This is a genomic window from Neptunicella marina, assembly GCF_014270035.1.
Classification (GTDB): domain Bacteria; phylum Pseudomonadota; class Gammaproteobacteria; order Enterobacterales; family Alteromonadaceae; genus Neptunicella; species Neptunicella marina.
Window position 1 is genome coordinate 337,480 of record NZ_JACNEP010000003.1, and the last position, 14,580, is coordinate 352,059.

The window sequence follows — 14,580 nt, forward strand, 5'->3', positions numbered from 1 at the left end:
ACTTGGCGGAATGCGGTTTGCTTAAGGGGTGTCAGTGGAATTAATCAGGGGTTTGCACAATATCCGGCAGAAACACCGTGGCTGTGTGCTGACTATTGGTAAGTTCGACGGCGTGCATCTTGGTCATCAGGCGGTGCTAAAAAATCTGGTCGAACAAGCCAGAAAAATGCAGTTACCGGCGACCGTGATGGTGTTTGAACCTCAGCCGGAAGAGGTATTCCGTCCACAGACGGCACCCGCGAGATTAAGCCGATTACGTGATAAATATACCGAACTAAAAAAACTGGGTGTGGATCGTCTGATATGCGTGAAATTCAACCGTGAATTTGCCGCACAAAGCGCCAATCATTTTGTTGAAGAGTTACTGGTCGCTAAATTAGGTATCCGTTTTTTGGTGGTGGGTGACGATTTCCGTTTTGGACATGATCGTACCGGTGATTTTGATATGTTACAGCGCGAAGGCCAGCGCTGGGGCTTTGACGTGGTGAGTACTCAGAGTTTTAGACATCAGGATTGTCGTATCAGCTCAACTGCTGTGCGTGATGCACTGGCTGCTGGCAATATGCAGTTGGCTGAATCCTTACTGGGACGTAAATTTTCAATTGCCAGTAAAGTCATTCATGGTGAGAAGAAAGGGCGTACCATAGGTTTTCCTACCGCAAACCTGTTGTTAAAACGGGTAAAATCACCGGTAGCCGGTGTGTATGCGGTAAGAGTTAAAAGCCCTCGTGGTGATTTTAACGGGGTGGCTAATGTGGGCACCCGACCTACGTTAAACGGCAGCCGTATGCAGCTGGAAGCACATTTATTTGATTTTGATCAGCATTTATACGGGCTGCATATTGAAGTAGAATTATTGAGCAAAATTCGTGATGAACAAAAATTTGCCTCACTTGACGATTTACGCCAACAAATTGCATTAGATAGTGAGCAAGCCAAACGTTATTTTGATAGCCTGCATCAGGCAATTTAACTGAATTACATTTTTTATAAACGGGCAGTGTTGCCCATTACACTTTGACTGGATTTTATTACACATGAGCGATTACAAGCATACTCTGAATTTGCCGGAAACTGAGTTTCCGATGCGTGGTAATTTAGCCCAGCGTGAGCCTAAAATGCTCAAAAGCTGGACTGATGCCGAGCTCTATTCAAAGATCCGTCAAGCCAAAAAAGGTAAAACGCCTTTTGTGTTGCATGACGGCCCTCCTTATGCCAACGGTGATATTCACATTGGCCACGCTGTTAATAAAATTCTGAAAGACATTATTGTTAAGTCAAAGACTTTATCGGATTTTGATGCACCTTATATCCCGGGTTGGGATTGCCATGGCCTGCCAATCGAACTGCAGGTCGAAAAGAAAGTGGGTAAGCCTGGCAAAAAAGTGTCGGCAGCTGAATTTCGTCAAAAATGTCGCGAATATGCTCAAAAGCAAATCGACGGCCAGATGCGTGATTTTATCCGTCTTGGTGTGTTTGGTCAGTGGGATAAACCCTACAAAACCATGGATTTTCGCTCTGAAGCCGACATTATCCGTGTATTAGGTAAAGTACTGGAAAACGGCCATATCGAAAAAGGCTTTAAGCCGGTGCACTGGTGTACCGATTGTGGTTCGGCGCTGGCTGAAGCGGAAGTGGAATATAAAGATAAGCATTCCCCGGCAATAGATGTGGCGTTTGAAGCAGTTGATAGTGACGCCGTTGCTGATTTATTTGACCATCCTGATGGTCATGCTGGCAAAGGCGCTGTCTCAGCAGCTATCTGGACGACTACACCCTGGACTTTACCTGCTAACCGTGCAATCAGCGTGCATGCGGATCTGGATTATTGTCTGGTGCAAATTGAAGACGGTGATACACCTAAGCGTCTGATCCTCGGCAGCGATCTGGTTAAAGATTGCATGGATCGTTTTGGTATTGAGCATTATCACGCATTAGGTTTTTGCAAGGGTAAAGTACTTGAAAATGTACGGGTAAAACATCCGTTTTATGATTTCGACGTACCACTTATTTTGGGTGATCATGTTACTACCGATTCTGGTACTGGTTTAGTTCATACTGCGCCGGGTCATGGTGTGGATGACTTTAATGTCGGTCGCCAATATGGCATCGAAGTGGCAAACCCTGTGGGTGCCAACGGTGTTTATATGGAAGGCACTGAATTGTTTGCCGGTCAGCATGTATTTAAAGCTAACGATGAAATCATCGAAGTATTAAAACAGCATGGTGCGTTATTACATCACCATGCCTTTGAGCACAGTTATCCGCATTGCTGGCGTCACAAAACACCAATTATTTTCCGTGCCACACCGCAATGGTTTATCAGCATGGATAAAAACGGTTTACGCCAGAAGTCGCTTGAAGAAATCAAAAAAACGCAGTGGATCCCTGAGTGGGGTGAAAACCGAATCACTGCGATGGTAGAAGGACGTCCTGACTGGTGTATTTCGCGTCAGCGTACATGGGGAGTGCCGATTGCGTTATTTATCCATAAAGACACCGGTGATTTGCACCCTCGTAGTTCCGAGTTACTGGAGCAGGTTGCCAGGCAAGTTGAAGCCAAGGGTATTCAGGCCTGGTGGGATTTGGACGCTGAAGAGTTATTGGGTGACGATGCGCAGACCTATGTAAAAGTGCAAGATACGTTGGATGTGTGGTTCGACTCGGGTGTAACGCACTTCTTTGTGGTTGATCAACGTGAAGAGATTCCGGCATCTGCAGATTTATACTTAGAAGGCTCAGACCAACACCGTGGCTGGTTTATGTCGTCGTTAATGACATCGGTGGCTATGTCTGACAAAGCACCTTACAAACAAGTATTAACCCATGGTTTTACTGTAGACGCGGAAGGCAAAAAAATGTCTAAGTCTATTGGTAATACGGTATCGCCACAGGATGTGATGAACAAACTGGGCGCTGATATTTTACGTTTATGGGTAGCGTCAACCGATTACCGCAGTGAAATTGCGGTATCTGATGAAATTCTTAAACGTTCTGCTGACGCTTATCGCCGTATTCGTAATACTGCACGTTTCCTGCTTGCCAACCTTAATGGCTTTAACCCTGCGACAGATATGGTAGCAGCGAAAGATATGGTGTCCCTTGATTTGTGGGCAGTGCAAAAAGCCGAAGCCTTGCAGCAGGAATTAATCAGCGATTACAACAAATATGATTTATTGCAAATCACCCAAAAGTTAATGCACTTCTGTTCCATTGATATGGGTAGTTTCTATCTGGATATCATTAAAGACAGACAATACACGGCTAAATCTGACAGTGTGGCACGCCGTTCCTGTCAAACTGCGCTGTATCATATTGTTGAAGCATTAGTTCGTTGGATTGCCCCGATAATGAGCTTTACAGCTCAGGAAATCTGGCAGGAAATGCCAGGTGAGCGTGATGAATTTGTCTTTACTGATGTTTGGTACAAGGGTTTTGATTTGCAAGGTGTGGATAATCAATTCAGTGATGCATTCTGGCAAACAGTGATGTCGGTGAAGGATGAAGTGAATGGTGCGCTGGAACAAGCGCGTCGTGACAGCCTGATTGGTGGTTCTTTGCAAGCAGACGTGACCTTATATGCTAAGTCTGAACTCGCAGAACAACTGAATAAACTACAAGATGAGTTACGTTTTGTTTTGATTACCTCACAAGCCAAAGTGGTGGTAAGTGATAGTGCGCCAGAAGGTGCTGTAGCAACAGAAGTGGACGGTTTGTGGGTATCGATTGCGGTATCTGCAGGTCATAAATGTACGCGTTGCTGGCACTATCGCGAAGATGTTGGTTCGCACACTGAACACCCGGAATTATGTGGTCGTTGTGTGGACAATATCGAAGGCGACGGAGAGCAACGTCATTATGCTTAAGTTTTTTAGCGGCTCAGGTTTGCGCTGGCTGTGGTTAACCGTAGTAATGTTCGCGGTTGACCAGATTAGCAAACATTGGGTGGTGGGTAGCATGAAGTTGTATGACTCCATTCCTGTTATTCCGATGTTTAGCATTACTTATGTGCAAAACCATGGCGCAGCGTTTAGCTTTTTAAGCACCGAGGGTGGCTGGCAGCGCTGGTTTTTTACCGTTATCGCTGTGGTCGTCAGTGTATTAATTTTGTACTGGCTGAAAAAAACAGAGGCCAAACAAAAATTAGTACCATCTGCTTTCGCGTTAATTTTAAGTGGTGCACTGGGCAATGTATACGACCGCTTGCATTATGGCTATGTGATCGATTTTCTCGATGTGTATTACCAGCAGTGGCACTGGCCAACCTTTAATATCGCTGATAGCGCCATTTTTGTAGGCGCGGTATTTTTAATTTATGACGCAATGCGTTCAGGAAATAAAAAAGATGAGCAAGCCACAAATCATTGATCAAAACAGTCAGGTGGTTTTGCACTTTGATTTAAAACTTACCGATGGCTCTGCGGCCGATAGTACTCGTGTTAACAATAAACCTGCCAAACTGGTAATGGGCGATGGCAGCCTGACACCTAACTTTGAACAGTGTTTGCTGGGTTTATCTGTCGGTGATAAAAAAGAGTTTAAGCTAGCTGCACAGGATGCCTTTGGTATGCCGAACCCTGATAATATTCACTATATGGATATTAGTCGTTTTGGTCAGGATACGCCTGCTCAGGTTGGGATGATTATTGCGTTTACCCAACCAGATGGTACTGAAATGCCAGGCATTATTCGCGAGATAAACGGACATTCTGTGACAGTGGACTTTAATCATCCACTGGCTGGTCAGGATGTGGTTTTTGCCGTAGAAATTATAGATATTCACTAGGTATTGTATGGACATTCAACTGGCTAATCCCCGAGGCTTCTGTGCCGGTGTAGACCGGGCCATTACCATTGTGGAACGTGCGCTGGAAATTTTTGAGCCGCCTATTTATGTGCGCCATGAAGTGGTGCATAACAAGTTTGTGGTTGATGGTTTGCGAAAGCGCGGTGCGGTATTTGTAGATGAACTACATGAAGTACCTAACGACTGCATTGTTATTTTCTCTGCGCATGGTGTAGCACAGTCGGTGCGTAAAGAAGCGGATGACAGGGGGTTAAAGGTTTTTGACGCCACTTGTCCTCTGGTGACTAAAGTGCATATGGAAGTAACCCGTGCCAGCAAACGTGGCGTTGAATGCATCTTAATTGGTCATCAGGGACATCCTGAGGTGGAAGGCACCATGGGGCAATATGATAATCCGCAAGGTGGGATTTATCTGGTGGAGTCAGAAGCGGATGTGGCCAACCTTGAAGTAAAAGATCCACAACGTCTGTATTACTGCAGTCAGACTACGCTGTCGGTTGATGACACCGCGGATGTGATTGATGCGTTGCGGGCAAAATTCCCTGCTATCGAAGGCCCACGTAAAGATGATATTTGTTATGCCACACAAAACCGTCAGGATGCCGTGCGTGACTTGGCAGAAAAATGCGATTTGATGTTAGTTGTTGGTGCTAAAAACAGTTCAAATTCAAACCGTCTGCGTGAACTGGCAGAAAAAATGGGCGTCACTGCGTATTTAATTAATGATGCAAACTGCATTCAAACACAATGGTTAACGGGTGCCGCTAACATTGGGGTAACTGCCGGTGCTTCAGCGCCAGAGGTGTTGGTGAACGGTGTGATTGAACGGCTCAAAGCCCTTGGTGCTGCCAATGTTATCGAAGTTGAAGGACGTAAGGAAAATATTGAATTTGCCGTGCCCAAAGAACTTCAAGTTAAGATGATTTAATCTAAATCACCTAAAAGGCCACATTTAGATGGGGCCTTTTAGGTATGAAAACAGTCCGATCTTTATACCTTTAGTATTGAATTGATAACCAAAGCTGTAACAAGTTCAGCTACTCTATAGTGACATACCTGTACATATTGCAGGTTGCAAGAGGGCAAGGTGTTATCAGTTCAAACGCAATTAAGACACAGACAAACAAGTAGGTGCCATCATCAAAGCGGTGTTGGAATGATCGAGGTATTGGTGACCTTGTTTATTCTGGCTATAGGCATGCTTGGGGTGGCGTCGCTACAGTTTATTGGTGCCTTTTCAAATTCTGATGCGCTCAACAGGGCGAATGCTGTACTTGTTGCTCAGCAAACCGCTGAGCGATTACGTGCCAATAGTTTTGTATCAGCCAGTTTTAGCGGGTTGGTCGCAGATGATCGTTATTTTGATCCCGATACCTATAATTTCAAGCAACTCTCCTGCGGCAGTGGGGAGCCGGGATGGGAATGTTTTTGTAAGGATAAACCCGCGTCAATACGGGATTGTAATGCTAACACCTGTAGTAGTGCCGAGTTGGCAACCTATGATGGCTGGCAGTTAACTTGTGCCGCAACCAAAATTAATCCTTCAGTGACGCTGGACGTGAGTTGCAATGACAATAATCTGGCGGATGCCGATGCGTGCAGTGCGGGCTCTGCTCAGCAAATCATGCTGAGCTGGCCGGCTGAAAACTGGCAAAACATCGATAGAAAGTTAAATCCTGTCTGTAATCCTTCCAGTGACGCAGAGCCGCGCGACTGCGTTTTGTTAGAGCTGGTACTCTGATATGCATCGTTTAAATTCCTTATCCCGCGGCTTTAGCTTAATTGAACTTATGATCACCTTAGTACTGGGGTTAATTATTTCTGGTGCAATCGTTCAGGTATTAGTCAGCAATCAGGTGACAGAGCGCCTGAACCGGGGCATTGCTTCTGCTCAGGAAAGTGGTCGTTTTATTATGACTCGCCTTCGTAATGAGCTGTTAGAGACTGGGCGTTATGATTCGCTTGACCCAAATCTTGAACGCAGTGTTGATGTCGTTCCGGAAGCCGCTTTTGTACAAAATCATCCGATAATTCTCCCGGGAGATTTCCCCTTACAGCCTGTTTTAGGTTCGACTCAGGGTGCTAATGGTGGTGATGACGTACTGGTAGCCGGTATGCAGGCAGGTCAGGATTGTCGTGGTTACAAGCTCGGATATGCCGACACTGAACAGTTTTATGTGGTCAATCGGTATTTTGTTGAAGATAACAAACTCAAATGTGTCGGTTTTGACGGACGAGTGCTGGCAGGTCAAAAAGTGGCAGTGGGGAATAATGGTGATGCTGCGTTTACCTTATTGGATGATGTTTACGGATTTCAGGTGTTATACGCCATTGCTAATGCTGCTATCACAAATGACAGTTCTGGTCGTCCGGTAAATTATGTCACTGCTGATAATGTGGCCGCTCAAATTCTGGCCGGTGGGCAGGTTGTGGCGATACAAGTTGCGGTTTTGGTGAAAGGTGAGAGTGAGTTGTATATCGATAAAGTGCCAACATTTAAATTATTGAATGAAGATAGTTTTAGTCCCACAGATCACCAGTTATATAAGCAATTTGAAACCACGATCAGTTTTCGCAATGTGAAAAATTTTTTGCGGAGTAACAACCAATGAAAAGCATAAATAAACAGCAGGGCATCGTACTGGTGTTTGCATTGCTGATCTTACTGAGTTTGACCATCCTGGGTGTGTCATCAGTGAGCTCGAGTTTAATGCAAAGCAAAATGTCACAGTCAATGGAATCTTATAATCTGGCTTTTGATGCGGCTGAAGCCGGACTTGGTGGCGTGATGTTTGAGTCCGAAGATTTACAGGTTTTGGGAAACAATGCGGTCGCTGACCCGTTAACTGAGGCTCGCCAAAAAGCCCAGCTCGATCTGACAGTTCAGGATTTAAGTTGTTTGGATACGCTTAACTGGACACAGCGCCGTATGACCAGTGCCGGAGTACAACCCGGCGCACAAAATAATTCCGCTGGTACCTTTAGCAGTCAACCCCCAACGAATAGTTGGTCAAGTACCGCCTTTGTTGGAGAACGCGCGTGTCTGGGATCAAGCAATGTGATTGGCGGCAGCAATATCAGTTGCCACATCTTTAAAGTAAAAGGTTGTGGTCAGGTTGTAGGTTCACCTTATGTGGTGGCTAATTCACTCAATGTTTCCGTTTTTGCCCCTGCCAGTAATGGTGGCTAGGAGGGTATGATGTTTCGGTCAAAAATTTCTCTGTTTAATACGCTGGCTGCGGCCGTACTGTCATTTATGGTCAATACAGCTGCATTTGGTGATGATATTGAAATCTATTTGGGGGTGGGAAATAACCAGCTTACCTATAATCCCAACGTACTGTTTATTATGGACAGTTCCGGCAGTATGGCAGGCAAGGATGGCACCTATGAATCCAGATTACTGCGAGTACAAAATGCATTAAAAGATGCATTGCGTTCTGCCACCAATATTAATGCAGGGTTAATGCGTTTCTCTGATTACGGAGGCCCTGTTTTATATCCTGTGCGTCCAATTGACTCTCCGGTTGAGCCTGAAATTGTCACTTCTGTGGCAAATTCGGCTGATGATGCACATGAAATTGGTGTAAGTGTTAACACCACTAATAACCGTCTGGTACTGGTTGATGGAACTTCACCGGTATCATCAGGGTTGCGTTTTGAACAATTACAAATTCCCCGCGGTGCCACAATTAATTCTGCTTATTTGCGTTTTACTTCAGATAGCTACAATGTCAGCGCGGCTAACATACGATTTTATGGAGAGGCGTCCGGTAATTCTGATTCTTTTAGTGGTTCCAGTGGCGATATTAGTTCAAGAGCAAAAACCAGCAGTTATGTGGACTGGAATACTGATAATGACTGGCCCAATACCAATGAGCAGTTTGTCACTCCCGACATAACGTCTGTCATTCAGGAAGTTGTGAATCGTGGTGATTGGTGTGGTGGTAATGCACTAAGTCTGTTAATAGATGGCAGTGGGATAAGTGGCTCCAGCCAGCGTTTTATTAAGTCTTACGATGAAGGTAGTGGTTTGGGGGCTGAAATTGTCATTAGTTATGATAAAGCCAGTGCTACCGGATGTGTTGGTGGTGAAATGTTCTTTCAGGTAAACAGTCAAAATAATAATGCTGAAGAACAGTCTAACGGTTATCAGAATACCGGGACCGAATTAACCTTAAACTCGAGTAGCAATCAGTACGCGGGTGTTCGTTTCGAAAATGTTACTATTCCTCAGGGAGCGGTCGTTCAGGAAGCCTATTTAACCTTTACCGCTTATCAGAATCGCATTGGTAGCGCGTCCTTTGATATTGCAGCAGTTGATGAAGCAGATCCCAATGATTTTTCACCTTACCCCCGGCGATATCTTGACCGTAAAAATAAAACCTCGGCGGTTACCTGGTCGCCGGTACCAAACTGGTATCGTAATAATACCTATGATAGTCCCTCATTAGTCAACCAGGTTCAGGCTGTGGTTAATCGGGCCGACTGGCAATCCGGCAATGCCATGATGTTTGTATTATCTAATTTTAGTGGCAACAGGGGTGCCTACACTTATAACGGTAAACCTTCAGGGGCGACGCAATTAAAAATTAAATTTCAGGGGAACGCTATTCCAGCCACAGTGGCAACTGTACGCGACCATTTATTAAATAAGGTTGATGAGTTGTCTGCCGATGGATTAACCCCAATTGTGGATACTCTTTATGAAGCAGTTAATTATTATGGTGGACGTGATGTCTATTACGGTCTGAAACGTGGTGAAAATGGTGTCAGTTCCAGTGTTCGTCGTCACACCCGGGTGAGTAATCGATTGTCTTATAGCGGTGATGATTCGGTTCTGCCTTATGGCTGTAGTGAAGATAACCTTAACGACAGTGATTGTATTTACGAATATATACCATCGGGTGCCACCTATAATTCTCCGGTAACTGATTTGCAATGTCAGACCAATAATCACATTGTTTTATTGTCAGATGGTGAGGCTAATAATAATCATAGTGTCGATGAAATTGAGGACCTGCTGGGTAAAAGTTGTGGCAGTGCCAGTGGTGGAGAAAAATGCGGTCTTGATCTGGTAAAAAATATCAGCAAGAGCAACGAGTCTAAAATTGGTGCAAGAGTGATTACTCACACCATTGGATTTGCAGCCAATTCGACGGCCAATAACTTTTTGAGCCAGCTTGCATTGCAAGGTGGTGGCGGATTTTATACGGCCAGTGATAGTGCTCAGCTTTTGACCGCATTTGAAAGTATTTTAAAAAGCGTGAAAGACGTTAATGCAACCTTTGTCTCGCCCGGCGTTGCGGTTAACCAGCTCAATCGCTTAACTCATAAAGATGAATTGTATTTTGCTTTGTTTAAACCTGCAGAAGGTACGGCATGGCCAGGTAACCTGAAAAAATACAAAATTTCCGGCGATACCATTAAAGATAAAAACGGTTTAGCTGCGGTGGATGATGGCACCGGATTCTTTAAAGATACTTCGCATAGTTATTGGTCACCAACGGTGGATGGGAGTGATGTAAGAGACGGTGGAGCGGCAAGTCAACTGGACTTAAGCCGGGCAATTTATACATTCGATGGGGTTGGTAATATTGCCAGTGTCAGCAATAGTCTGCATGAAAACAACAGTTCAATTACGGTATCCGACTTAGGTATTGATACACAGGCTAATCCAACTAGCTTGCGATATACCTTGCTTCAGTGGGCCAGAGGTGTGGATGTCAAAGATGATGATGATGACAACTCAACCACAGATGTGCGTTTGCAAATGGGGGATCCTATCCATTCACAACCCGTTATCGTGAATTATGGAACTAATGACAGTGCGATATTAGTGGCGACCAACCAGGGCTTTTTACATTCTTTTGACCCAGAAACCGGCAGTGAAAATTTTGCTGTAATACCTAAAGAATTGTTGCCCAATTTATATGATTTTTATCTGAATAACTCTTCTTTTAACCATATCTACGGTATGGATGGCGATATGGTGTTGCGTGATACGGGGTCGCGGAAACTGCTTTATGTTGGCATGCGCCGTGGTGGCCGCAATTATTACGCGTTTGACATCACCAATAAAACGTCGCCATCACTGGCATTTAAAATTGAAGGTGGCGTGGGAGACTTCTCGAAATTAGGGCAAACATGGTCAAAACCGACGCTGACTAAAATGAATATAGGTGGCGTGGTTAAAACGGTGTTGGTATTTGGTGGTGGCTATGATGAGTTACAGGATAACCGTCAATTGCGTGACGTGGATACTATGGGGAACGCCGTTTATATCGTTGATGCTGATACGGGGGACTTGTTGTGGTCTGCCAGTGATGCGAATGCTAGCGAAAATATCAGTGATATGAAATATAGCATTCCTGCACGTATCTCGGTTATTGACCGGGATAGTGATGGTCTGGCTGACCATATGTATGTCGCCGACACTGGCGGACAAATTTTCCGTCTTGATATACATAATGGTGAATCGGGCAGTTCATTTGTAACCGGTGGATTATTGGCATCTATTTCTGCAGATAGCACTGCTGCCGATAATCGTCGATTCTATTATGCGCCCGACGTAGCCGAAATTAGTCTGGCAGATCAGCATTATTATGCGGTAGCAATTGGGTCTGGTTACCGCGCACACCCGTTGAATGTAGAGATTCAGGATAATCTTTACATGATTAAAGATACTGGTGTTTTTAATACCGATAGTAATGGTGATTATATTTTGCCTTCTTCTCCCATTACCGCAGCCGAGTTATATGATGCAACAGATCATTTGTTAACAACTGGCTCCACCAGCGACCAGCAACTGGAGGCGGCAAAATTTGCCGGGAAACAAGGTTGGATGATTCGGTTGGGAACGGGTGGTGAAAAAGTCCTGGCAACGCCGCTGATTCTTAATTACAAACTATTTTTCACTACTTATGTGCCTGCTCAAATTAGCGCCAGTTTATGCGCACCTCCCAGTGGTAACAGTCGCGCTTATCTGGTGGAATTAATTAATGGCAATGCAGTAACTGATTTGAACCACAATAATATCGATGAACACACGGATCGATTTGTCGATTTGCAACAAACCGGTATTGCACCCGAAACCAAAATATTGATTGAAGATCCGACCCATCCGGTGGTGTGTCTGGGGACCGAGTGCGGTTCAATTGTCAAAGAACAGGAAGATGATGGAACAACCAAGAATTGCACAACCAAACTGGATTGTTTAGCAGAGAATATTTACGGGCGTATGGAAAGAGTACAAAAAAATAGCTGGAAAACTGAAACGGAGCGATAGCCATGAGAGATAACGGATTCACCTTAATTGAACTTATGATAGTTGTCGCCATTGTCGGCATTATTACATCGATTGCTTACCCCTCTTACATGGGGTTTGTAAAAAATGGCAAACGCAGTGCTGCTCAGGCGGATTTGATGGCTCTGGCCGCAGCCATGCAACGTCATAAAGCGGGAAATTATAATTACAAAGGTGCAGCGGCAGGTGGGGCTGATACCGGTGCCCCAAGTATATTTCACGCATACAGCCCATCCAGTGAACCCGCATCAGAAAAGCAGTACAACCTGACCATAGACAGTGTCAATGCCAGTGGCACCAGTTATGTACTGTTAGCAACGCCAGTGAGTGGCACGGCACAAGCTGACGATGGAAAATTGTATTATTTCAGTGATGGGCGTAAAGGATGGGATAAAAATAATAATGGGACCCTGGCATCAAGCGAATATTGCTGGAAATGTTAGTTTAGGGACAGCTTAGTGCTGTTCCTGCATTGTCTTCATATATGCCGTCATTATCAGTGTCTCTGCTTGTTTTTACACGTCCTTGCAGGCTAATCACTACTGCCCGGGCAAATTTAGCTTCATTACTGTTATGACATACTTTTAATGTGGCGGGTGAGGCAGTCGCCCCGGACTGATTAAAACGTATTTCCTGAGCCGGTCCGGTTGTGATCAAGATATTTTCGTTGATTTCAGTGCCAGCCAAAATCTCTTCGTCGCTATCTCTGCTTCCATTACCGTTTAAATCATTAAATACCATTTTGGCCTCGCTCCAGTTATTTGAGCAGACACTAAAGTTACTGGTGGGACACACTATGGTGGTTGTTCGTTCGTTGACCGCTACTGATCTTGCGTATTGAATGGTTGCACTGAGTTCGTTAATTTGAGAAATAACACGATTGGTGATCAACATCTCGCGCACGTTAGGTGCTACTACTGTAATTAATATTGAAATAATGGCAACGCTGATTAACAGTTCTAACAAAGTTAAACCGGATTGTTTGCGCATAGTAAGTACCTGAAGCGGGCTGCAAAATTATACCTTACACGCTTTTTATCAATTATGCGTATGGTGCTGCTGTACTAAGTAGCAGGCTCAATACCCTAAAAACTAAATTTAAAAATTAATGAGGTTAGTGCAGCATATTGATGCAAAATTTTTTATGATAGGTAAAAGGCCAATATTTTTAATGCGTTAGCGGGAAATCAGGTGAACAGACAAGATATTATCAGTGAAATGCGGGTGTTACCGCAAATTGACAGCCATTATGAAATAACGCGTAGAGTTAATTTTATTAAATCTCACCTTAAACAGTCAGGTCTGAATACTTTGGTGCTGGGAATTAGCGGCGGAGTGGATTCATGCACTCTTGGGCGGTTGGCGCAGTTGGCCGTGGATGAATTAAATAAAGAACATGCCGAGCAATATAAATTTGTAGCGGTGCGGTTGCCTTACAATCAGCAAGCTGATGAAGATGACGCGCAGTTATGCATTGATTTTATTCAACCAACGGAGTCCATTGTTGTTAATGTCGCACCGGGGGCCGACGCGGTGCATCAGGCAACTTGTGACGCACTTGGAAGTTTATTGCCACAACAAGCGGGCAAAGTCGACTTTGTTAAAGGCAATGTAAAAGCCAGAACCCGAATGGTGATTCAGTATGAGATTGCCGGCATGCTTGATGGGCTTGTTCTTGGTACTGACCATTCAGCTGAAAATATTACCGGTTTTTATACAAAATACGGGGATGGTGCGTGTGATTTGGCGCCTTTATTTGGGTTAAATAAACGTCAAGTACGTCAGTTGGCTGAAACACTGGGCGCACCTTCAGTTATTATTAAAAAAGCCCCAACAGCCGATCTGGAAAGCTTAACGCCACAGAAGGCTGATGAAGAAGCGTTAGGCTTAACCTATGCTCAAATCGATGATTTCCTCGAAGGAAAAGCGGTTGCTGATGAAGTCAGTGAGAAGCTAATCTATATTTACCAGCGCACGCAACATAAGCGTCAGCCTATTCCAACAATTTACGATTAAGAGTCGCAAGGAGTTTGTGTGAAAAAAATTGAAGCCATTGTTAAACCTTTTAAAATGGATGATGTCAGGGAAGCACTTGCAGAAATTGGTATTACTGGCATGACTGTAACTGAAGTTAAAGGTTTTGGTCGTCAGAAAGGACACACTGAATTATATCGTGGTGCCGAGTATCAGGTGGATTTTTTACCTAAAGTAAAAGTTGACCTGATAGTCAACGATGATCAGGTCGACAGAGCAGTTGAAGCCATTGTTAGTTCTGCAAAAACCGGCAAAATTGGTGATGGTAAAATCTTTGTTTATGATGTTTCGCGAGTGGTGCGCATTAGAACCGGTGAAGAAAACGAACAAGCTATTTAAAAAAAGCGCCATGAGGCTAATGCCGATCAGTTAAGAAGTTGACATTCGGCATAAGAGGATCAAAATCCGATGATCGTAAGGTCATCGGATTTTT

13 protein-coding genes are annotated in these 14,580 nt (G+C 44.4%); 12 read left to right on the plus strand and 1 reads right to left on the minus strand.

Annotation, left to right across the window (positions count from 1 at the left end; all coding sequences use genetic code 11):
• Positions 1-34 precede the first annotated feature (34 nt).
• From ribF to H8B19_RS06120, 10 genes are all read left to right on the plus strand, one after another.
• Positions 35-973, plus strand: coding sequence for a bifunctional riboflavin kinase/FAD synthetase (gene ribF, locus H8B19_RS06075; RefSeq protein ID WP_186505903.1), 939 nt, complete (start codon positions 35-37; stop codon positions 971-973).
• Positions 974-1,037: 64 nt separating this feature from the next.
• On the plus strand, positions 1,038-3,866 hold the full coding sequence (ileS, locus tag H8B19_RS06080) for an isoleucine--tRNA ligase (RefSeq protein WP_186505904.1): 2,829 nt from the start codon (positions 1,038-1,040) through the stop codon (positions 3,864-3,866).
• Positions 3,859-4,368, plus strand: a complete 510-nt coding sequence (lspA, locus tag H8B19_RS06085; RefSeq protein ID WP_186505905.1) for a signal peptidase II — start codon at positions 3,859-3,861, stop codon at positions 4,366-4,368. The genes ileS and lspA overlap by 8 nt, the downstream gene beginning before the upstream one ends.
• Positions 4,346-4,786 (plus strand): FKBP-type peptidyl-prolyl cis-trans isomerase, encoded by a 441-nt coding sequence (gene fkpB / locus H8B19_RS06090; RefSeq protein WP_186505906.1) that lies wholly within the window; start codon positions 4,346-4,348, stop codon positions 4,784-4,786. Before lspA ends, fkpB begins: the two co-directional genes overlap by 23 nt.
• A 7-nt stretch (positions 4,787-4,793) precedes the next feature.
• Positions 4,794-5,735 (plus strand): 4-hydroxy-3-methylbut-2-enyl diphosphate reductase, encoded by a 942-nt coding sequence (gene ispH / locus H8B19_RS06095; RefSeq protein WP_186505907.1) that lies wholly within the window; start codon positions 4,794-4,796, stop codon positions 5,733-5,735.
• Between the two features lie 159 nt (positions 5,736-5,894).
• Positions 5,895-6,548: a type IV pilus modification protein PilV gene (gene pilV, locus H8B19_RS06100; RefSeq protein ID WP_338401499.1), complete on the plus strand. Its 654-nt coding sequence runs from the start codon at positions 5,895-5,897 to the stop codon at positions 6,546-6,548.
• 1 nt (position 6,549) lies between these two features.
• Positions 6,550-7,419, plus strand: coding sequence for a PilW family protein (locus H8B19_RS06105; RefSeq protein WP_186505909.1), 870 nt, complete (start codon positions 6,550-6,552; stop codon positions 7,417-7,419).
• Positions 7,416-7,997: a PilX N-terminal domain-containing pilus assembly protein gene (locus tag H8B19_RS06110; RefSeq protein ID WP_186505910.1), complete on the plus strand. Its 582-nt coding sequence runs from the start codon at positions 7,416-7,418 to the stop codon at positions 7,995-7,997. The genes H8B19_RS06105 and H8B19_RS06110 overlap by 4 nt, the downstream gene beginning before the upstream one ends.
• A gap of 9 nt (positions 7,998-8,006) precedes the next feature.
• Positions 8,007-12,095, plus strand: coding sequence for a PilC/PilY family type IV pilus protein (locus H8B19_RS06115; RefSeq protein ID WP_186505911.1), 4,089 nt, complete (start codon positions 8,007-8,009; stop codon positions 12,093-12,095).
• 2 nt (positions 12,096-12,097) lie between these two features.
• Entirely contained in the window at positions 12,098-12,556 is a 459-nt protein-coding gene (locus H8B19_RS06120; protein WP_186505912.1) for a type IV pilin protein, read from the plus strand.
• Position 12,557: 1 nt separating this feature from the next.
• Here the strand turns inward: H8B19_RS06120 and H8B19_RS06125 are convergent, their stop codons facing one another.
• Positions 12,558-13,103, minus strand: coding sequence for a GspH/FimT family pseudopilin (locus H8B19_RS06125; protein WP_186505928.1), 546 nt, complete (start codon positions 13,101-13,103; stop codon positions 12,558-12,560).
• Between the two features lie 201 nt (positions 13,104-13,304).
• On the opposite strand from H8B19_RS06125, the gene nadE reads away from it, so the two are divergent.
• Positions 13,305-14,129: an ammonia-dependent NAD(+) synthetase gene (nadE, locus tag H8B19_RS06130; RefSeq protein WP_186505913.1), complete on the plus strand. Its 825-nt coding sequence runs from the start codon at positions 13,305-13,307 to the stop codon at positions 14,127-14,129.
• A gap of 18 nt (positions 14,130-14,147) precedes the next feature.
• Positions 14,148-14,486, plus strand: a complete 339-nt coding sequence (glnB, locus tag H8B19_RS06135) for a nitrogen regulatory protein P-II (protein ID WP_186505914.1) — start codon at positions 14,148-14,150, stop codon at positions 14,484-14,486.
• Positions 14,487-14,580 lie beyond the last annotated feature (94 nt).

Coding starts and splice junctions, on each gene's coding strand:
- ileS (WP_186505904.1), top strand. CDS start 1,038: ATGAGCGATTACAAGCATACTCTGAATTTGCCGGAAACTGAGTTTCCG.
- lspA (WP_186505905.1), top strand. CDS start 3,859: ATGCTTAAGTTTTTTAGCGGCTCAGGTTTGCGCTGGCTGTGGTTAACC.
- fkpB (WP_186505906.1), top strand. CDS start 4,346: ATGAGCAAGCCACAAATCATTGATCAAAACAGTCAGGTGGTTTTGCAC.
- ispH (WP_186505907.1), top strand. CDS start 4,794: ATGGACATTCAACTGGCTAATCCCCGAGGCTTCTGTGCCGGTGTAGAC.
- H8B19_RS06105 (WP_186505909.1), top strand. CDS start 6,550: ATGCATCGTTTAAATTCCTTATCCCGCGGCTTTAGCTTAATTGAACTT.
- H8B19_RS06110 (WP_186505910.1), top strand. CDS start 7,416: ATGAAAAGCATAAATAAACAGCAGGGCATCGTACTGGTGTTTGCATTG.
- H8B19_RS06115 (WP_186505911.1), top strand. CDS start 8,007: ATGTTTCGGTCAAAAATTTCTCTGTTTAATACGCTGGCTGCGGCCGTA.
- H8B19_RS06120 (WP_186505912.1), top strand. CDS start 12,098: ATGAGAGATAACGGATTCACCTTAATTGAACTTATGATAGTTGTCGCC.
- H8B19_RS06125 (WP_186505928.1), bottom strand. CDS start 13,103: ATGCGCAAACAATCCGGTTTAACTTTGTTAGAACTGTTAATCAGCGTT.